At 54.5% G+C, this 19,812-nt stretch carries 14 protein-coding genes; 8 read left to right on the top strand and 6 right to left on the bottom strand.

Annotated elements, in window-relative coordinates:
• Window positions 1–105 precede the first annotated feature (105 nt).
• The 7 genes from OLTU_RS18180 to OLTU_RS18150 all read left to right on the top strand — a co-directional run bounded on the left by OLTU_RS18180 (window position 106) and on the right by OLTU_RS18150 (window position 9,288).
• Complete coding sequence (locus OLTU_RS18180) at window positions 106–2,124, top strand: TrkH family potassium uptake protein (protein WP_141734183.1); 2,019 nt, start codon at window positions 106–108, stop codon at window positions 2,122–2,124.
• A 23-nt stretch (window positions 2,125–2,147) separates the two neighbouring features.
• Window positions 2,148–2,819 (top strand): potassium channel family protein, encoded by a 672-nt coding sequence (locus tag OLTU_RS18175; protein WP_141734182.1) that lies wholly within the window; start codon window positions 2,148–2,150, stop codon window positions 2,817–2,819.
• 22 nt (window positions 2,820–2,841) lie between these two features.
• The gene (locus OLTU_RS18170) at window positions 2,842–3,546 is read left to right on the top strand and encodes a hypothetical protein (protein WP_141734181.1); all 705 of its coding nucleotides are present in this window, start codon (window positions 2,842–2,844) and stop codon (window positions 3,544–3,546) included.
• 110 nt (window positions 3,547–3,656) lie between these two features.
• Window positions 3,657–5,111, top strand: coding sequence for an FAD-dependent oxidoreductase (locus OLTU_RS18165; protein WP_141734180.1), 1,455 nt, complete (start codon window positions 3,657–3,659; stop codon window positions 5,109–5,111).
• A 253-nt stretch (window positions 5,112–5,364) separates the two neighbouring features.
• Window positions 5,365–6,705: a hypothetical protein gene (locus OLTU_RS18160; RefSeq protein ID WP_141734179.1), complete on the top strand. Its 1,341-nt coding sequence runs from the start codon at window positions 5,365–5,367 to the stop codon at window positions 6,703–6,705.
• A gap of 47 nt (window positions 6,706–6,752) precedes the next feature.
• A complete protein-coding gene (locus tag OLTU_RS18155; protein ID WP_141734178.1) occupies window positions 6,753–7,277 on the top strand; it encodes a hypothetical protein in 525 nt (174 codons plus the stop codon).
• A gap of 547 nt (window positions 7,278–7,824) precedes the next feature.
• A complete protein-coding gene (locus tag OLTU_RS18150; RefSeq protein WP_141734177.1) occupies window positions 7,825–9,288 on the top strand; it encodes an aminoacyl-histidine dipeptidase in 1,464 nt (487 codons plus the stop codon).
• Window positions 9,289–9,325: 37 nt separating this feature from the next.
• Here OLTU_RS18150 and OLTU_RS32400 read toward each other — a convergent pair whose 3' ends face one another.
• From OLTU_RS32400 to OLTU_RS18135, 3 genes are all read right to left on the bottom strand, one after another.
• Window positions 9,326–10,690 (bottom strand): glycoside hydrolase family 5 protein, encoded by a 1,365-nt coding sequence (locus tag OLTU_RS32400; protein WP_218110110.1) that lies wholly within the window; start codon window positions 10,688–10,690, stop codon window positions 9,326–9,328.
• A 108-nt stretch (window positions 10,691–10,798) separates the two neighbouring features.
• Window positions 10,799–13,528, bottom strand: a complete 2,730-nt coding sequence (locus OLTU_RS18140; RefSeq protein ID WP_141734176.1) for a 7TM diverse intracellular signaling domain-containing protein — start codon at window positions 13,526–13,528, stop codon at window positions 10,799–10,801.
• 108 nt (window positions 13,529–13,636) lie between these two features.
• Window positions 13,637–14,263: a phospholipid scramblase-related protein gene (locus OLTU_RS18135; RefSeq protein WP_141734175.1), complete on the bottom strand. Its 627-nt coding sequence runs from the start codon at window positions 14,261–14,263 to the stop codon at window positions 13,637–13,639.
• 225 nt (window positions 14,264–14,488) lie between these two features.
• Here OLTU_RS18135 and OLTU_RS18130 point away from each other — a divergent pair, with 225 nt between their 5' ends.
• Window positions 14,489–14,917 carry a hypothetical protein gene (locus OLTU_RS18130; protein WP_141734174.1) on the top strand — a complete coding sequence of 143 codons (429 nt, stop codon included), beginning with the start codon at window positions 14,489–14,491 and terminating at the stop codon, window positions 14,915–14,917.
• Here the strand turns inward: OLTU_RS18130 and OLTU_RS18125 are convergent.
• From OLTU_RS18125 to OLTU_RS18115, 3 genes are all read right to left on the bottom strand, one after another.
• Window positions 14,914–16,191, bottom strand: coding sequence for a phospholipid carrier-dependent glycosyltransferase (locus OLTU_RS18125; RefSeq protein ID WP_141734173.1), 1,278 nt, complete (start codon window positions 16,189–16,191; stop codon window positions 14,914–14,916). The two genes, OLTU_RS18130 and OLTU_RS18125, sit on opposite strands and share 4 nt — an antisense overlap.
• Entirely contained in the window at window positions 16,157–16,795 is a 639-nt protein-coding gene (locus OLTU_RS18120; protein ID WP_141734172.1) for a zinc metalloprotease, read from the bottom strand. The genes OLTU_RS18125 and OLTU_RS18120 overlap by 35 nt, the downstream gene beginning before the upstream one ends.
• A gap of 85 nt (window positions 16,796–16,880) precedes the next feature.
• Window positions 16,881–19,664, bottom strand: a complete 2,784-nt coding sequence (locus OLTU_RS18115; RefSeq protein ID WP_141734171.1) for a 7TM diverse intracellular signaling domain-containing protein — start codon at window positions 19,662–19,664, stop codon at window positions 16,881–16,883.
• Window positions 19,665–19,812: the final 148 nt, after the last annotated feature.

Here is a 19,812-nt window from a genome sequence, read left to right as displayed (position 1 = left end):
GAGGTCCTTCCTGACAGAGGTAACCCGCCTCTCATATTCCGGGTCACTCTGCGCGCATCCTATGCTAAAATCCTCCCGAGGTCTGCGAAAATTCTGGACGGTGTTATGTTGAAGTTTCTGTATCTGAACCCGTTGAAGCTCGGCTTCTTTCTGACACTCGGGACCAGCTTTGCCATTGTTCTGAGTGCCAGCCATCAGCTGTTACCGGCGCTGGGGACACGCGTGGATCCGGGGCTGCTCGTCAGCCTGGGGCTCAGTCTGATCGCCTTTCTGTTTTTTTTCGATGGACGCAAGGCCCGATGGCTGATGGGACTTGGCCTTCTGACCGCGACGGTGGTTTCGCTTTTCTATCTCTATCTGCTGCCGGCCCGCGCCTACTTCGTGCTTTGCCTTCTGATGCTCAGTGCCTATCTTCTGCCGGGCGTGGTCACCCATGAACGATGGCGACCGGATGCGTTTCGCCATGATCTCTTGAAAAGCATGCTGCTGATGACGACCCTCAACTGGGTCCTCGTTCAGCTTTTTCGTGTGACCGCGGATACGATGGCTCAGGCCTGGCTGGTTTTTTCCACCTGGCTTTGTCTGATCTTTTCCTTCATGGATCGCTATTACAATCGATTGGCCTGGAAGAAGGGCAGTCTATTTCTGGCCGCGGGGGCTCTGGTGATCGGTATTTTGCCGGTTTTCCTCTTGCGTTCGGAGTATCTGGTCAGCGCCAGCCGCCTCAGTTTCTTCGGACTGCTCGCCTGTGCCACCACCTTTCGCTATAAAACAGGCGTACGCCGTCGTTTCACGAAAATCATGGAAGGACTCTTCTTTCATCCCGAAGGCGTGGTGATCACCTTCTTTCTTTGGTTCTGTCTCATTGGAACCCTCCTGCTGGCTGTGCCTTTCCGCGGCGTCGCCGGGGGTGGGATCGCGTTGATTGATGCCGCCTTCACGGCCGTAAGTGCCGTATGCATCACCGGCCTTACGGTTCTGGATACGGTTAAGCATTTCAGCGTCGTGGATCAGGTGATCATTCTGATTTTGATACAGGTCGGAGGCCTCGGAATCATGACCCTCTCCTCGTTGGCTCTCTTTTTGATGGGCCAAAGGATGAGCGTCACGCAAGAGGCAACGCTGGCCAGTGTCATTGGACAAAAAAAATTGAAATCAGAGATGCGGCATACCCTGGCTCGGGTGCTGGTCTTCACCTTGCTTGTGGAAGCGGCCGGAGCCATTGTTCTGACATTGGCCTTTGCAAAGGCCGGCCAGCCCTGGACCATGGCGATCTGGAAAGGAATCTTTACCGCGATCTCCGCTTTTTGCAATGCCGGATTTGCTCTGGAAAGTGCCAATCTTATACCCTGGCAGCAGCATCCCGTCATTCTCCATACGGTAGCCATCCTGATTATAGTAGGTGGGCTTTCCCCTGCGTTTGTGATGGCCCTGCCGCGTTTAGGTCGCGAGGGACCGGTCCCCATCCAATATAAATTGGTGTTGGTCGCGACGATAGTCCTGCTCTTTGGCGGGACCTTGATTCTACTGGGTCTCGAATGGAACGCCGCTTTCAAAGATCTTTCTGTAGCGGATAAGATTCACAACGCCTGGTTTCATTCCGTCACGACGCGCACGGCGGGCTTTAATGCGGTGGACATGACTACCCTGACCAAATCTTCCACTTATGTGATGATGTTCCTAATGTTTGTGGGGGGAAGTCCGGGCGGCACTTCGGGGGGTATCAAAACCACCACCTTCATGGTTCTACTATTTACCGCGGCGAATATCATCCGCGGTCGTCAGGAAGTACAGATACTGGGTCGGCATTTGAGGCACAGCACCGTGTACCGGGCGATGACGGTGACGTTTCTAGCGATGGCCGTGGTGACTCTGGCCTTCCTGATTCTTTTGATGTCCCAGCCGCTGGACAGTGAGAAACTGCTCTTCGAAGTGTTCGCCGCTTTGGGAACTGCAGGTCTATCGCTGGGGATAACCCCGCAGCTGGACGCTTTCGGAAAAGCGGTAATTATGGCCTGCATGTTTCTGGGTCGGGTTGGGCCTTTGTCCGTCTTTATCTTTATGTTGGAACAGCCCACGCGCAGTCGCTGGACCCTGCCCAGTGAAGATGTGGTTGTCACCTGAGTGCCAAGGTTTGGGAGTATGACATGAAAAAGCAGATTTTGGTCATCGGACTCGGGCAATTTGGAATGGGCCTGATCAAGACGCTGGGCAAGAAAAATGCCGAAGTGATCGCCCTCGATGTGGATCAGAAAAAGGTGCAGATCGCCTCGGCCTATGCAGCTCAGGCTCTGTGCGTGGACGCGACCGACGAGGACACGCTGCGGCAGCTGAATCCGGCCGCCCGCGATGTCTGTATTTGTGCGACGGGCGATCAGTCCAAGGAGGCCGCCATCATCTGCACCGCGCTCCTGAAACAGATGGGCGCGCGTCGGGTGATTGCCCGGGCGAATGATGAACTTCATGCGCGTATCCTCGGTCTGGTCGGAGCCGATGAAGTCATCAATCCGGAATGGGCCTTCGGTGAGCGCTTTGCGAATCGGGTGATCGATGAAGCCATCCTCGAGGAAATGTCCCTCGGTTCCGACCTTGTAGTGACAGAATTTAAAACACCGGCAGCCTTTGCCAACAAATCCCTGCTCGAATTGAATCTTCGGCGCCGTTATGAAATGACTGTGGTAGCCATTCGCGCGGCACAGTCTGGTCAGGTGAAGCTGGCGCAGCCTGAGGAGGTTCTGCATCGCGACGATATCCTCGTCGTGGTGTCAACAACCGGCAGTGTGTCGCGTCTTTTGGAACAGACCAAGGAACGCGGCTAACGCGCGCAAAAGGATAGCCTGCATGTATGTTTTTGAACGACGTTTTCATCGGGGCATGGTGGCTCTTCTGGTCATTCAGGTCCTTCTGAGTTTTTTTACAGTCTATCTATTGGAGCGGATGGCTCATGATGAGCTGCGCGTGCCTATGGAAGTCGATCTTGGCCTGCGGCAAAGCATGAATCGTCTTTTGACCACGTTGCATCAGCAGGAACCCGATTTTGCCACATGGAACAGTGCCTGGAGTCAGGGCTTGATCGAAACCGGGCAGCACCTTCAGGACGCCAAACATTCGGTGACTCTGTTTCTGCCCCTATCCAAACTGGATAGCCGGACCCTGCATCAGGACCCGGCGCTGCGCTCCGAGGCGGAAAAGATACTCATGGCCCTGGCCCAGTCCTATGATCGGCATTGGACCCAGACGCAAAAAACCTTTCGTCTGACGGCCATCGGTGGCGCCTGGTCGGTTACACTCCTGTCTCTGGTCGCCTTCGTCAGCCTTGCCTATGTGCATAGCCAGGTAAAACGCTACCTTTTGGTGCCTCTGCGTGAAATCTGTCAATGCCTGATCGATTGGAAGCGGGGCAATCGGCTGCGGCGTTGTTCGGTCGCCAGGATTGATCCCAACGTGCAGCGTTCCTGCGATATCCTCAATAAAATTTTGGATGAGCATCGGCCCCTCAAAGTCATGACACCCAGCGATCGTCACTTCGGAGAGGACGATCGCTAACGGTGGTTTCTGGCATCATCCTGAGCCAGGTCCTGTCGGACCTGACTTGCCTGTTGCGTATCTTCCCGCTAAGTTGAGCGCAACATTCGTGATCCGCAAAGGAATGGAGCATGCCCCTACCCAAGAGCGACCTGACTGGTACTTTATCCCGACGTCAATTGGCAAAGAATCTTGTCAAACTTGCCAGTTTCAGTGCCCTCGCGGCTTACAGCGCGCGTTCATGGGCGTCCCCTTCCACCCGGCCGCTGAAACGTCTGGCCATTATCGGTGGCGGCATGGGTGGCCTGGCCAGCGCGTGGCTTTGTGATTCCGCCTGGGATATTGATCTTTTTGAAGCCCGTGCAAAAATCGGTGGTCACTGCGATTCTCTTGCGCTTGACTATCGGGGTGAAAAACTTACAGTGGATTTAGGCGCTCAGTTTTTTCATCCTGACACCCATCCTCTTTATGTATCCCTGCTTGAAGAGCTGGGACTCTATCGGGAAGGTGATCGGGAGCATGATGAGGTGCTGGAAGCCCAAGGCAGTCTTACCATTCTGCCCCTGGACCAGGCGAAGCCCTACTTCGTCTCTTCGAATCCTATTGCCACCCCCATAACAGCCATCGAATTCGCAATCTATACGCGGGCGGCACGGAATATGATTCTGCGTGATAGTCCCTATGAAATCACGCTGGACGCATGGATCCGCAGTCTCACGGTCACCCAGGAATTTAAGGATCGTTTGCTCACACCGTGGTTATCCTCCATGTTCGGGCTACCTGTGGAGGATGCCATGCAAACGTCGGCGCGTTCGATTCTCCAAACCTTCGCGTTGTCTTTTCCTGACAATCTTTTCCAAAGTGCCACAACGTGGAATTCCAAAATCGGATTGCAAGGAAACCTTCAGGGCATGATCGAACGATGTCAGAACGTAAAGGTGCACCTTTCCTCCCCGGTTTTGCGTTTGGAGAAAACAGGTGGCGTTTGGTATCTGCAAACCGCGAAAGGCCGTCACGGGCCTTATGAGCAAGTCGTGATCAACGCCCAGCCCCAGCATAGTAAAATATGGGTAGCCGATCTGCCTGGAGCCGAAGGTCTTCACAGGCTGCTCGATCGTTATCACTATTTCCATACACGCATCGTAATCCATGAGGACCCTGTGTATGTGTCTGCTGAGAGGAAACAGTGGAGCGTTTACAATGCAGGGATTGCCAACTCATCCTGTGAAGGGAGCGTCTGGCTTGGGGGCATTCATGAACCCATACAAGGTCGTCCCGTCGATCTTTTCAAAAGTTGGGCGTCCCGTCGAACCCAGGAGCCAACACGCATTCTGGGGGAGAGACGCTTTCAGCATCCTTTGATTACGCCGGACGTGATCCGGGCCACGCGTGAACTCAAACGTTGGCAAGGCGTCGAGGGTTTGTGGTTTGCAGGTCAGCATACTACCGGCATGGATCTGCAGGAGTCGGCGCTTTATTCCGCGACGCAGGTCGCACAGTATCTCAACCCGGAAAGTCCGCAATTGGCCGCGCTCCTCGCTCGTGTCGCAGCGAAACATAAGACAGGACTCAGTTACGAGCTTTGACGAGAATGTGCAACGCTGCATGTTCACCGTTTCCTTTCATGGAAATCCCCATGCGGCGTGCGTTCCATGCATGGAATAGCAATCACCGCTGTACTCTCCCAACTACAGAGAATCCACAGAATGAATCGCCTGCCAACTTCCAAAGGGCGTTCTCACGGCTTCTTAACTTTTGGAACGACTTCTGCAAAAGGGGTCCTGTCAGGAAAATAGAGCCCGCAAGGCTCCCGTAAACGTTATGTAGATAGGAAACACCATGCATTGTTGTCAGAAGTTTGCGCTTATTCTGCCTTTGCTGATTGCCGTAGCTTGCCAGGAGAAAGAAGAAAAGACCGAGTATCGTTACATTGATTCTCAGGGTAACCTCGTCGAGAGTCCCAGTTGCCGAGCTGATTTGCAGACGCTTTGTGATGAAGTCCAAACGCAGATAACTGCCAAGGAAGAAGAGATCAAGGCGCTGACCGCTGCTGGTGATACGGTTGCCCTCTACAAAGCACAGCTTGATCTGAATGAACTCATGGAAATCCGTAGTTCCTATCAAAAGGGCAACAGTGATGTGGCGGCCATCCAGGAACGTTACAAATCACTCCGCCAAATCCTTGCGGCCAACACCGGTGACGTAAAAGCCATGGGCGCTGTTACCTACCAAAAAGAGGAAGTTGCCGCTGTTCGTGAAGTTTTCGATTCCATCGGTGAGCTGACCATCGATCCCGCAATCGTCGCGGATACGCCCGCTGACAAAAAAACGGTGACCTATAGCTCGCAGGAAAGCGGTACGCCCTGGGCGGCCTACTGGTATCCACGCCGTAATAAGGCCATGTACGAGACGAGCGACTCTCCCCTGAGCAAGCTGGATCGCTGGTTGAACGTTCAAGGGAAACAAAGCCGGATCGTCGAGTGGGAACAGAATAACTTCGACATCGCCGCCGCCGAGTGGGAAGGTCTTTGTGATGCCTGGGCCATGGCCTCCATCATCACGATCGAGCCGAAGAAGGACTTGAGCATCGACGGCATCAACTTTACGCCAAGCGATCTGAAAGCTCTGACGATCAAATACTACGAGGGTTACAAACCCCAGATCTTCGGCCGCCGTTATCAAGGCCTGGCCGCCACTGACGGATTGATTCAGGATCTCCGTCCCGAGGCGTTCCATCGCCTGATCGAAGAGTATCTTGGCAATCAGAAGAAACCCATCATCATTGATGAGGATCCAGGTCCGGAAATCTGGTCGAAACCTCTCTTCCGCGTGGCCTTGAACATTTCGAAGGATCCTGAGAAACCCCAGGCGCTGATCGTGAAGGCTTTCCCCTGGATGGTCCGTCAGCGGGCTGAAGTGGATAACTCCCCGACGAGTCTGGCCAACGACCTTGCGGCGCCCACATACGAGTACCGTCTGTACTATGACTCCAAGCCCGATGCCAACGGCCGTCTGAAAATCATCGCCGGCGAGTGGCTGAGCAACAGTCTGAACTTCCATCCGGATATGGTTTTCCTGCCCAATGGCTCGGTGAACAAGGATCAGTACAATCCGGAAGTGAAAAAATACAACGAAGATATTCGAAAACTGTTGGAAAAGGCAGGGATGTTTAAACCCTGATATCCAGCTGTTTAGTATAACACCATCTTTGCATAAGGATTATTTCGATGAAAACAATCTCCATGTCTGTCCTGGCGTTCGGTTTCGCACTTTCTGCTTCGGCTTATGCTGCACAAGGCGGCAGCCAATCTTCGATGAATCTGGAAGACCTGAAAAACAAGTGTACTGAGCTGTCAGCTAACGAGCAGCTGAAACCTTTCAAAGCTGTGGTTACCTGTAAGCAAGTCGCTACCGAGTGGCGCCCAGCTGCTGAAACACCCAGCATCGAAGTGCAGAACACGAAACAAATCGGCGCTTCTTTCAGTCTGAAAGGCTACGCAGTTCCCTTCCAGGCTGAAGACGTGGAAGTAGGTCCCGCTACAGCCGCATGTACTGTGCTGGAACAATATCAGCTGACTGTTCCAGCTGTTGACATCGAACTCGATTGCGCTGGCCTCCAGGCTGTCCAAAGCCTGGCTGACCTCTGCGGTCCAGTGATCGATGAGCGCCTCACCGCTGATCCTAGCATCCAAATCGAAGAAAAAACTGGCGCAACCTTCAACAGCTGCAACCCTGATTCTTCGAGCAACTAATCTGTTCCGCTTCTGACTCCATTCCAGGGAGGGGGTTCAAAGTCCGATGGAAGGATTTTGGACTTCCCTTCCTATTACTGTTCGCCCAGAGAGGAGTGGAGTCAGGGGCGCAGATCAACCTGTCGAGTCACTGTGTCATTCTAAATTTTTCTTGGGATTACACTGCTTTGAGGACGGATCGAGGAAGAAGAGAGGGTTCAGCTCATGAGAGAGCTGAACAGGGCACCAGCGGCCAGGCGGGACAGGATGTCCTGGGCCCATTTGCTGGTTTTTCGGGATTTTTTCTTTTCCATATAAACCTTTCTTGTAAGCCCGACCATTCGGGCGTTTCACAAGACTATGGTAACGCTCTTTTATTGCGTTTGAAAAGTCACAATAATTCGCTAACTGGCTATCGATCGCTTGTCTGCGGATTTATCCCGAGGCTGCCAGCAGGGCCAAGTCTGTTATATTTCTTGATATCTTCCTCTTCTGTCCCTTAGTGTAGGAACCGGAATCTTCGTCCTCAGGCGAATCATCGCCGCCTGCACAAAGGAGCTTTGCCATCATGTCTGAAGCAGTCTCGGGTCTGGAACCCGCACTTCTCTGGAAACATTTCGCCGCTATATCCGCCATCCCTCGCCCCTCCAAAAGCGAGGCGGCTGTTGCTCGTTATGTCATAGAAACCGCTCAACGCACGGGCTGCAGCGTGGATCGGGACGCCGTTGGCAATCTCCTCATTCGAAAACCAGCGTCTCCAGGTCGGGAGGCCGCGCCTTCCGTTTGCCTGCAGGGGCACCTCGATATGGTGTGTGAAAAGAATGCGGAGACCCCCCACGACTTCAATAAGGATCCGATTCGCCTGCAAAGAAACGGCAGTCATCTCAAGGCCAGCGGCACCACCCTGGGCGCTGACAATGGAATCGCGGTCGCCACCAGCCTCGCGCTGATGGAGGACGGAAAAGTTCAGCATGGCCCTCTGGAATTTCTTTTCACCATTGACGAGGAAACCGGGCTGACGGGCGCCAAACATCTGGATCCCAACCTCGTGTCCGCCCGCATCCTTTTGAACCTCGACAGCGAAGAGGAGGGGGCGCTTTATGTCGGCTGCTCCGGTGGGCGTGATACCAACGGCAGCTGGAAGCTGGCCTGGGACAAAGCCCCGGCTCGCAGTCATATCGTGCGCATCAGCGTCAAGGGTCTGAAAGGCGGGCACTCAGGACTGGATATCGACAAACAACGCGGCAACGCCATCAAGATCGCAGCCCGGGCGGCGGTGCTCCTGACCGCGCGGGGCGCCAGAGTCTCGGCCTTCAATGGCGGCAACAAACGCAATGCGATCCCACGGGAAGCCGAGGTGACCCTTTATCTGCCTCAGGTCCAATGGGAGGAATCCGTCCAGTTGATCGATCGTTTTCAGGAGGTCATTCAAGCCGAACTCCAGGCCTCGGATCCAGGCGTAAAAGTTACCCTGGCGACCATAAAAACGCGGCGCGGCAAAGTCTGGGCTCGTGCGCTCCAGAATAAGATTCTCGCCACGATCGCCGCAATTCCGCATGGTGTCATCAAAATGAGTGCGGATATCAAAGGGCTGGTGCAAACATCGAGCAACCTGGGCGTCATTCGCAGCACCAAGAATGAAGTCGTGATCTCCACCAGCCAGCGGAGTTCCGTGGCGTCGGAGATGGCGGATGTTGCCTACAGCGCAGCTGCGTGTTTTCAGCTCGGCGGGGCCAAGGTCGATGCCGGCGCAGGATATCCGGGCTGGAAACCGAATCTGGAGTCACCTGTTTTGAAACTGGCACAGGCCACCTTCAAGGAACTCTATCGGCGGGATCCCGCGGTGAAAGCGATTCATGCCGGTCTGGAATGTGGGATCATTGGGGAGAAAATTCCGGGGATTGATATGGTTTCCTTTGGGCCGACCATCGAAAACGCTCATTCCCCGGATGAAAGTGTGGAAATCGCGAGTGTGGATCACTTCTATCAGTATCTCTTGCGCATGTTGGACCGCCTCTCGGCTGTGTCCTAGGGCAAGGAATAGGGCAGGTCGGCCTGCCCTCGTCCTTTCATTCCATGATCTTCCGTTTGATATAAGCTCCGGAAACGGTGAGATCGCTATCCGTCCAGCCTCCACGGGGGTTCGCGCCGTTTTTCAGGGCCGAGGCGCTCTCGTCCTTGTCAAAGAGAGACCAGTTGGCCCAGCTTATACCGTGCTTATTCATGAACTCCATCCAGCGATCGGTTTCGGGCAGATCGATATTGCCATTGCCTGAGGACGCGCAGACGCCAAATTCCGTGACGAAAAGCGCGAGGCCCTTTTGGATCGCATACGCGGCCTTGTCCCGCAGTTCCTGGCGATGGGTGCCGGCATAGAAGTGCAGGGTATAGGCCACGTTGGAATCCTGAATCGGATTGTCCGCGGCCAGGTCGACCCTTTGCGACCAGGTGGGGCTGCCGACGATCACAAGGTTTTTGGCGTTTTTCGCGCGAATGGCCTTGATCACTTTCTCCGCATAAGCCTTGACCTGATCCCAGCTGTCGTCGATCGGTTCATTATAGATTTCAAAGAGAACGTGCGGGTTATTGCCGTAAAGGGTGGCCATCTCGGTAAAGAATTCCACGGCCTTGTCCGCATTGCGGGTGGCGTGGTGATCATGCCAGTCGATGATCACATAGAGGCCTTCCTTGATCGCAGCCTCCACAACGGTTTTCACCCTTTCCTTTTCCGCGGCGGGTTGAGTCAGGTAACCCCCTTCTTCAACTCCCATGGCCGCCCGCACCAGCGTGGCTTTCCAGTCCTTTTTGAGCGTGGCCACGACATCGGCATTCCAGAAGGTGCCGGACCATTGACTCCAGAAAAGACTCATGCCTTTGAGTTGAATGGGCTTCTGATTCTTATCGACAATCTTTCCACCCGCAACGCTGAGCATGCCATGCGCGGCGACGAAGGATCCTGCAGCGTCGGGGGCTGTCACCACCGGATTGATCGTGACGTCCGCCTCATCGGGTTTCACTTCGCCGGCTGGCGTCTGGCCATCGGCCGCACAGATTTTGATTTCAACCGGATAGCGCGGTTCCTGGATGGAATGTTCCTTGGCTTTTTCCGCGGCGCAGGATTCATAGAGGATTTTGTCCTGGTCGTCACGATAGGTCAGGAGGAATTTATAATCCCCAAAGGGTACCTGAATCGTGGCATCACGCAGGTCCTGATTGTCCATGCGTTGATATTTCTTTTGAATCTTCTGAGGTTCGGGGCGCAGGCGTTCGATTTCAAGGTCAAATCGGGTCCAGTTGGGTTTATCAAAATTTCCGATCGCCACATCCGCCAGCTGCGAACGCTGGCCTCCCTCGATGGAGGACCGATCCGCACGACAGTTGGTCAGAAGCAGGCCGGTCAGGGCGAGAATGGACAGGATTCGAAAGGTTTGCATGGGCAACTCCGCAGTCATGAACAACAGCAACCAGGAACGGACTCCCGAAAAGGAGTCAGATCGTTGTCCACTCTATCAAGCTCTGTGACTGCAGGTTTGATCAGGGATTTACGCGGCCATGATTTCGATAGGGGTGAGCAGGACGAGTTCGAAAGGCAGATAACCAGGATCCCCTGCCTCCGGGTTTTTCACCTTGAGCTCAATGCGTCCCCCGAGCCTTTCAATGTATTCCTTGATGGCTCCCATCCCCACTCCACGCCCGGAAATCTCGGTCACGGTCTTGCTGGTTGAGATGCCGTCTTCAAAGATCACATAGGCGATGCGAAGTGGATCACGCAGTTCCTCCGGGTTCAAAATCCCCAGATCCGCGGCGATCCATTTCAGTTTTTCGATATTGATGCCGCGTCCATCATCACGGTAACGAATCCTCAGCGATTGTCCGTCCGGCTGATCCACGACGACGTCGATGGTTCCCCGCGCCGGTTTGCCCTTGGCCAGCCGTTCCTCCGGCGCTTCGATGCCGTGATCCAGAGAGTTGCGAATCAAATGCAGAAAGACTTTCCGCAGAAGGGTCTCGCCGGCCACGCTGAGGTTGAGATGGGCGGAGTCGATGCGAATCTCGGGATGCGCCTTATGAAGGTCGCGGGCCAGTGTGCCGGCATGCTTCATGGCTTCATTCAGAATAAGTGTCGCACTGGGGAAGACCGTATCGGTGAGTTTCTGCGCCGTTTCCTGCAGATCCTGACGGAGAGGAAGGGCCAAAGGCAGGGTCAGGACCTGACGGAATTTCTGGATGACCTCCACCAGACAATTGCGATTGACAGGCAATTCCGTGGTTGTGGTGGAACGCCCCAGTTTTTTCTCATTGATATCGATGTAGCGTTGCAGAGCCATTTCGCAGTCATCCATCAGGTTGAGCAGTTGATCCGGTTTGAGCCGGAGCCGGTCGCCCTTGTTCGCATCGGCAAAGGCCTGTTCCGCAGTATGAATATGGCTGGTCAGGTGGCTCAGCCGGAGCTGGCGCGCTTCGCCCTTGAGCGTATGCATATTGATGAACATGATCTTCAAAGCCTCAGTATCCCGGAGATGCGGGCTTAGCACCAGGCGGCGGTTCTCGTCGAAGAGGTCGTAGCAAAGCTGGCAGAAGCGGACAAAGTTGGTGTTGGGACAGTTCAGAAGTTCGGAAATGCACTGCAGTTCCTCCTCCTGCTCGCGGGAATGGGCCTGCAGTGTCCGGTAGGAACTCACATCCCGGAGGGTGACGAGGAAATTCTGGATGATATTCGAATCCGGCGCCAGGACCGGGCACCATTCGATTTCGATGATCTTGTGCAGACCGTCCGATGTTTTCAGGGTGAAATCCTTTGGCAGCTGCTGGGCATTCAGTTCGTAGGCAATGAACTCTTCGCCCAGACAGGAGACGATCACGCTTTGAATCAGGGCCCGATCGTCGGCCGAGACGAGGCTGCGCCCAAAGACGACCTCCATCACCGGTTTGCCGGCCAGATTTCTTTCCCCCAGGATTTGGGTCAGATGCTCGGAAAAATCCGGGTTGAGCACGGGAACCCCACCCACCAGTTCCACGGTGAAAATCCCCTGCTTGATGTTCATCAGCATGGAATGGATTTCGCTGGTTTGTGCGACCACTTTTTCCGAAAGGCTGGCGTTGAGGCTTTCGATTTTTTTCCGAGCGGCTCTTTGCTCCAGATGAATCTTATCGCCCAGGGCCAGCGAGAGAAGGATGACTTCCGCGATGGAACCAAAGACCACTCCATTTTCGGTGTACGCTGTCACTGGCATGAAACCAAGGGTTTGCAAGGCTTTCACGGCCATACCAACCCAGATGGCGGCGAAGGCGATCATATAAAAACGGGCCGAGCGGTGGCCGCGCCTGACCAGGATAAGACCGGCCGTCAGGAGAACACAATTGACCGCGAGAGCCACCGAGGTGCAGGATTGGGTGGTGATTTTGTAGGAAAGAAAGGGCACCAGCAGCACACCCAGGACCGCCCAGAGCATGATGGATATGATCGCCTTGTCGAGCCAGACATGGTAGAGATCCGTCCGCAGAAAACGCCGGGAAAATTGTAAAGCAAACGCGGCCGAACCATAAATGGCCAGAGGAATACTGTAATTGGCCAGCCAGATACTATGAGGCCAGAGATACTGATAACTCAGGCCGTTCAGAGAGATGTTAAAGACCATGAACAAACCGATGTACCCTATGTAGTAGACATAGTTCATATCCCGGATGGTCAGAGCCAGGAAGGAGTTATAGAGGATCATCACAATGATGACGCCACAGAAGAAACCCAGACCTATGGCCTCCCACTCGTTGACTTTATGAAAATGCTCGGGGTCAAAGAGGGCCAGGGGAATCTTCATGGAACCGGTCGATTCGCAGCGCAGGAAGTAAGTCTGCTGGCCCTGGACGTCGAGTTTGAAAATAAAATTGCGATGGGTGACATCCCGCTGCGAAAAGGGATAACGATCGCCGGTTGCCCGCATCGAGTAGGTTCCATCGGACGCTGGACTATAGAGCTGCAGTTTGTCGAGGGCAGGATAGGCGATCTCCAGGAACATCCTGCGGGTTTCTGCGGGATCACCCTGAATGGTCAGACGCAGCCAGTAGATGGACTGCGTGAAACCGAAATTTAAAACGGATTCCCCGGATTTTTGCCAGGCATCCGCTTGCATCGCTGCGACGGTTTCAAACGTGAGGGAACCGCCCGGGTCTTCCACATAGTCCACGATGAGAGGCAGGTCGTTGGAATTGGCCAGGCACGTGAGGGACCAAAAGAGTAACAAACCGGAACCGAAGGTCTTTCCGATATTCATGGCAAAGCCCTCAAGATCAAAGCAGCGGAATACTGGTATACATATGATAAGGCATTCATGAGGCCCTGGGAAGATTACCAGGGCTGTGGGACAGGCAGGAAAAGCGCTTCAGGTATTGGCTTTTTTCTCGAAATACATCAAATCAATGTAAAGAGCTGCGGCCAGCAGCAGGCGCCGGACGTTTTCATTCAGACTGCCATCTTCCATCTCGATGGCAAAGGTATCCTTGTCCGTGAAGGCTTCACGCAAGAGCCCGGTCCATTTCTTTTTCACGACCGCCACGGTTCGGCCCTGCTTCACAAACGGAAAGGTCCATATTTTCCAAATCGGCGAGGCTACCTCCATGATCACCTGATTATGCGCGTCATAAACCGCAAAGCGTTTGCTGAGGATGGAAAAACGTTTCACGATGCGACCGAGGCTGCGGCCCTGCTGGTCCTGGACGACGAGTTCCTCGAAGTACCAGCGAAAGGGATGGACGGCGCGCATGAATTCCTGGCGTTCGGGCGTAAAGAAATGCAGTTCGAAGGAACGCCAGTGACCGAGGAGTTGCCGCAGCATCAGGCCCAGAATGCCCTTGCCCTGTTCCGCAGCGAAGGCCACGGTTTGGCCGGTGCTGGTAAATATTTCATACTTATTGCGTGTCTCAAAGCCAAACCACTCGGCCAGCTCATGGCGCTGTTTCACCAGCAGCTGGCGGTGTTGAGTCAGGGTCGGTCCAAAGTGATGGTGCATGACGTTCCTCCCGCATCGTTCCTCCCAAGTCTAGCCGCGCCTCCAGGAGAATGCGAACGGAAAATGGGAAGGGGTGAGATCCCTCAATTCGCGGCCTGGATCTGCGCGAATTTGCGCGCTTGAAACCCTTATCCCATAATGGTTTCAAGGATTTGTCGGTTGGTCCTGATCTTGCTTCCTGCCAAGGCATCAAGTGACTTTTCGAGTTTTGTGGAGGACGAATCCTTGGCGCGAAAGTTTGGATTCATAGTCCTGCTGTTTCTTCTGCCCGCCTGCGCGGAGCAGGAACCGGCAGCCACCAAAATCATGAAACAGATGGAGGGATCGAACGCAGTCAAACAAAAGGTTCTGATAGGCTGGAGCGAGCCGATCTATTCCTCAAAGTTCGGTCTCGCTCCCAACCCGAATATCGACGGCAAAACCCTGGCCGAGGTGGTCACCAGCCAGACGGCGGGTCGTGATGATGGGCTGCTCTGCAGTGCCTGTCACAACACGGATGATGCCCAGGGTGGCTATGCGGCTCCCGCGGAAAAAAATGAGGCCAGCCCGGCTTTGAAGCCGACCGATAGGGTTTCCAATCGCACCCAATGTGAAGGCGGTGATGCAGGCCTGGGTCGACAACGATTACAAGTAAGGTGGAGACGGGGGTGCTAGACCCCCGTGAATTTTATCAGCCAGAGATAATAATCCCGCGTCATCGGCAGGGCCAGGACCACCGGCAGATAGAAAGCGGCGAAGCCCAGAAAAACCAGTCCATAAATCGTGGCCAGCACTCTGAACCTGATTTTCTTCCCCAGAATATCCAGCATGCGCACGACGGCGAGAATGATCAGCGGGAGGACGAGCAGCATGTAATAAAGAAAGCCCTGCCTTTCACGAAGCACCAGAAAAAAAGGCAGATAGCAGCAGGCAAACCAGCCAAGGATAAAGATATCCTGCCGCTCCCTCGTCTTCCGATAATTCACGAGGCAAACCGTCAGTGCCGGCAGCACGGAAAAGATCAGGAGAGGATTGACGAGACCCACCAACCCCACCGTCATCTGCCCTGGCAACTGCTGAAAGTGGTACCAGATATTACGCTGGTTGAAGAGCATCGAGAGGGCGGAGGCTCCATAGGGATGATGGGCGAGTTTACCCGTGATCACGACGTTGGCTGCGATGTGAAATTCAAGCCATTCCCCATAGGAAAAGCCTTGCGCGGCATAGTAGGGGAACCAAAGGTGATAAAGACCGAGGGCCATGAGCCCGACGATGACCCAGGTTTGAAAACGCAGCTTCTTACTGCCTTGCCCCATGGCCAGCAGACACCAGCTGAAGGCGAGAATGCCGAAGGCAAAGACCCATTTGCTGGAAAGGCCAAGCGCAATGCAGAGCGTCGCGGCGATCCGCCAGGTCCAGCTGTCCGGTTGTTGGATCAACTCCCAGCTGCTGAGCAGAAGTCCCAGCAGCGCGGTCATCAGAAATATATCCAGCATGGCCAGCCGCGAATGGATCATATGCAGGCTGTCAAAACCCAGAAAGAGCAAACCCAACAGGGCGAGCATCGGTTGTCCAAAAAACCTGAACCCCAGCCAGCCCATCAGAACCAGACTGAGACAGCCGATGAGAGCGGGAAAAAAGCGCCAACCCACGGCATCCGCTCCGAAGAGGCGCATTCCCCAGCCAATCAGAAACTTGCCGAGCAGGGGATGCTCGAAATTCGGCGCCGGGGCCTTGCCTATCAAAGGATGAAAGGACCAGACTCCCATACCCGGATGGTCCTGAATTCCAACCAGGACCTCGGCCGCCGGCACATAGTGAGCTTCATCAAAGATTTTTTCCGTAATCGCCCCGAGATTCCACCAGCGCAGGACCACGGCCACGACCAGAAGAATAGCCGCTCCGAGCCAAATCCTAGCGGGCTTCCTTGAATTTTCTGCGAAGTTCATAATCCCCCAAATCACTGCCGTGTTTCCCCTGCGTCATCACACAGAAGCCCAGTTCGGTCGGAAAATATCCCGGATAGTCCCTGGCCCAGACCCCGCTGTGGCCATGCCGGTAACCAAAATTATGCGCCAGCTCATGAGCGATCGTATTCACCCAAATCCCAAGCTCCCCTCCATCCGCCGTCGGATACTGGTCAGCAAACTGATTGAGATTGGTCTCGTTCAGAATGATCTCGAGATGGTGGATGCGAAAAAATTCCGGATCCACGCGGGCCTTGTTGAGCTGAGCCAGCCCCAGAATGGATCGATCCAGCTTTTTCTTCAAGATCCTGAGTGTGACCTCTCCATTTTTATTCAGCACGGTGATCTGCGAGCTCCATTGCCGGCGCACCTTGTCCGTATTCTCCCGGAACGCATTCCGATACGCACACTGCGCGACGTCATGGTCATTGATGCGATCAAAGACGATCTGCGCCGCTTTTTCCATCAGGCTTCGTGCGGCGGCGGGCCAGGCGTCGCCGGGATCGGTCGCGACGGTGACCTTTTTCGGGGCGCTCAGTCCCGTCGCCGGGATCGCCAGGAGCAAGGCCAGGAAATTTTTCTTCATGGTGATCTCCTCAATAGCCCGTTATGGCTCCACATTCCTATGAAAGGGAGCATAACGGAAAACGAGCGGGAAGGCCACGATCCCTTCAGGCGGCCGCAGACCCCCGCTCCTTTTTCAGGAAAGATTCCGGGAAGGAGCGATAGTAGCGCGCAGGCATATGCATGACGAGGGTGAAGGGAATGAAGTCCTCCATCGGATCAGCGGACCCCAGCTCCAGTGTGAGCGTGCCGCCCGCATTTTCCGTGTAGGTCTTGATAGCCGACATCCCCATGCCGCGTCCCGAGATTTCATTCACCGCCTGGCTGGTGGAAAATCCAGGGATAAAGATCAGATGAGCCAGCTCTTCGCGGCTCAGGTTATCGACCCTGTCCACCAGACCACGGATCATGGCCAGCGTTCTGATCATTTGCAGGCCGAGACCGCGTCCATCATCCTGATAACGGAGGATCAGCCCATCCTTGTCCTCGGCCAGAGTCACGGTAATCGTTCCCTGGGGCGCCTTGCCTATGGCCCGGCGTTCCTCGCGGGTTTCAATCCCGTGATCCATCGAGTTGCGCGTCAGGTGACTGAGCACGTTGCGCAGAAGCTCAGCCCCGTCGCGCGTCAGGAAAAAGCCGTTGTCGGTGATCACCAGTTTCGGTGCTTCCTTGTTCAGGTCCCGGGCGAGCCTTTGGGTGCTGATCAGGATCTCATGAAGCACAAGAGAGGCGGGCTGCAGAAAGGCCTTCGACAGCATGAAATCGATCTTTTGAAAAAGGCTGCGGGATTCGGACGACAGGGGCTGTTGATGCAGACCGGCAATTTCATTCAGGATGGCTTCAACCTTGGCAATATCCAGCTCGATGCTGCTCCGGTTCGAAGCGCGCTCCAGAACCTGATCGTTGACATGACGATAGTATTCGAACGTGGCCTTCACCAGCTCCAGATCGCGGCGCAGAAGGTCCTGCTTCCAGTCCGCCTGGCCGCTCTGCAGAAGCGCTGCGTAATGTTCCGCCTCATGCACGATCTCGCTCAGTTTCCTGAGCCCCAGGGCCCGGGCTGTCCCTTTCAGCGTGTGCAGGTTGATCAGAATGATCTTCAACGCCTCCAGGCTCTTCGTGGCATTGGCCTGGATCAGGCGCTCATTCTCTTCAATATGCTTGTCGGTGGAACTGAGAAAGCGGGCGAACTGCTCGCGCGAAATCGGCACGATCTCGGCGATGAATTCCAGTTCCTTTTTCTTCAGGTTCGCGTCCTCCTGGAGTTCCCGGAACTGGGTGACATCGCGAATGGTGACCAGGATTTTTTCGATCAACTCGCGACGGTTGACGATCGGACTCCAGTCGATTTCAAGGATCCTGGCCTGCCCGTCGGGACCGGTTTTACGGATTTCCTTGAGCAGGGAACCTTCATTCAAATCAAAGCTGCATTCCGGTTCACCGAGGGTGCTTTGCAATATGCTATTGACCTGACTGCGCGTATCGGAACCCACATCGCTGCCTTCGAAAAGGAGATCAGCAGCCCTGGCTCCGGCCAGATCCTGCCTTTGGAAGATTCTCTGCAGAAAGGATGAGTAGTCCTTGTGAATCTGACCGCCTTCGACGATGGTGAAGATGCCGAGACGAATATGCTGCAGCATGGAGCGGATATCCCGCGTCTGCTCTTCCACGCGCGATTCCAGATGTTCATTGACTTCCTTCAGGTCCTTGTTGAGCTGGACGATCTCCCGTCGGGTCTGATTCTGCTCATATTTGATCTTGTCACCCAGAGCGATGGACAGGAGGATCATTTCCGCGGTTGAACCAAAATGCCCGCTGTAACGTGCGAAGAGGCTCGGTTCGACCAGACCAAAGGTCAGCATCTGATTGATGGTGATCCCGATGAGAAAGAGCGAAAAGGCCAGCACGAAAAAGTAGGCCGGCCGATAGCCCTTGCCGAGGCAGGCAACACCAGCGATGAACACACAGGGCGCCCCGATCATGGTCAGGCCGGAGGCGAGCTTGATGCTGAGCGCATAGGAAAATGGGGTGGCGGCGAGGGCGCAGCCTGCCCAAACATAGAAGAATTTAAAGAGTCGCGGCATCCAGACGGAATATTGATTGAGTTTCAGGAATTCCTGCGCAAACAGGATAACGAAGATGCTGCCCAGGGCTATGGAGACAGGAACCATCAGGTTGGCGAGGGCGGGCGCTTCGGGCGTCACGTACTGATAGCTGAGCCCAAAGACCGAGGTCATGGTGTAGCCGTAGAACAGCACATAGAGCACATAATAGAGATAACTTTTATCGCGGATGGTGAGAAAAAGGAAAAGGTTATAGAGTAACATCGCCAGCATGAGGCCGGTGTAGAGGGAGAAGCCCGTCAACTCGTGACTGGCCTTTTCAATAAACCCCTGAGGTGACCAGAGAACAATCGGCCCATGAATGGAGCTCTCCGACCGGATGTTCAGATAAACTGTGACCGTTTCCTGGGCTTCCATTTTGAGGATAAAGTTGCTGCTGCGATATTCGATGTCACGTTCGGCAAAGGGCAGGCGATCGCCGGCACGTTTATGGGTGACGCGACCATCCTTGTGGACAACATGCAGGTCGATAAAGTCCAGTGGCGCATATTCAAGTTCCAGGATCCACTGCCTCAGCTCAGGCACGGCATTGGTCACCTGAAAGGTGATCCAGTAGCTGTCCTTGGAAAAACCAAAGTTGAAGCTGCCTTTTTCGTTCACCTTCCAATCCGTGCGGGTCCGAATTTCTTCTAGTGTCAGCTGGCGCGTGGGATCAGCGAGAAAGTTGAAGTTGCCGACCACGACCTGTTCCGTATCGGGCTGAAGGGTAAAGCCCATACAGGGGAAGGAAAGGCCCAGGGTCAGAAATAAGGTGAAAAGAAAACGCATCGTGCCCCCTCGGTTTGATGGGATCAAGTTGAGAGATTTATCGGGATAAAGGCTTTTAAATTAAGGGTATGGGTAAATTCCGAAAGGCCGGGGATTGGAGGAATCGAAAATTCAGCCTGAATCGTCAATAAACTCACGACTCAGGCTT

The organism is Oligoflexus tunisiensis (genome assembly GCF_001748245.1).
Classification (GTDB): Bacteria; Bdellovibrionota_B; Oligoflexia; order Oligoflexales; family Oligoflexaceae; genus Oligoflexus; species Oligoflexus tunisiensis.
The sequence above is the reverse complement of the archived record's forward strand: the minus strand, read 5'-3'. Positions and strand labels throughout refer to the sequence as shown.

Bases quoted from the DNA above. Each gene is read 5' to 3' on its own strand.
- OLTU_RS18170 (WP_141734181.1), top strand. From the start codon at position 2,842: ATGTATGTTTTTGAACGACGTTTTCATCGGGGCATGGTGGCTCTTCTG.
- OLTU_RS18150 (WP_141734177.1), top strand. From the start codon at position 7,825: ATGTCTGAAGCAGTCTCGGGTCTGGAACCCGCACTTCTCTGGAAACAT.
- OLTU_RS18125 (WP_141734173.1), bottom strand. From the start codon at position 16,191: ATGAACTTCGCAGAAAATTCAAGGAAGCCCGCTAGGATTTGGCTCGGA.
- OLTU_RS18160 (WP_141734179.1), top strand. From the start codon at position 5,365: ATGCATTGTTGTCAGAAGTTTGCGCTTATTCTGCCTTTGCTGATTGCC.
- OLTU_RS18115 (WP_141734171.1), bottom strand. From the start codon at position 19,664: ATGCGTTTTCTTTTCACCTTATTTCTGACCCTGGGCCTTTCCTTCCCC.
- OLTU_RS18165 (WP_141734180.1), top strand. From the start codon at position 3,657: ATGCCCCTACCCAAGAGCGACCTGACTGGTACTTTATCCCGACGTCAA.
- OLTU_RS32400 (WP_218110110.1), bottom strand. From the start codon at position 10,690: ATGCAAACCTTTCGAATCCTGTCCATTCTCGCCCTGACCGGCCTGCTT.
- OLTU_RS18175 (WP_141734182.1), top strand. From the start codon at position 2,148: ATGAAAAAGCAGATTTTGGTCATCGGACTCGGGCAATTTGGAATGGGC.
- OLTU_RS18155 (WP_141734178.1), top strand. From the start codon at position 6,753: ATGAAAACAATCTCCATGTCTGTCCTGGCGTTCGGTTTCGCACTTTCT.
- OLTU_RS18135 (WP_141734175.1), bottom strand. From the start codon at position 14,263: ATGCACCATCACTTTGGACCGACCCTGACTCAACACCGCCAGCTGCTG.
- OLTU_RS18120 (WP_141734172.1), bottom strand. From the start codon at position 16,795: ATGAAGAAAAATTTCCTGGCCTTGCTCCTGGCGATCCCGGCGACGGGA.
- OLTU_RS18140 (WP_141734176.1), bottom strand. From the start codon at position 13,528: ATGAATATCGGAAAGACCTTCGGTTCCGGTTTGTTACTCTTTTGGTCC.
- OLTU_RS18180 (WP_141734183.1), top strand. From the start codon at position 106: ATGTTGAAGTTTCTGTATCTGAACCCGTTGAAGCTCGGCTTCTTTCTG.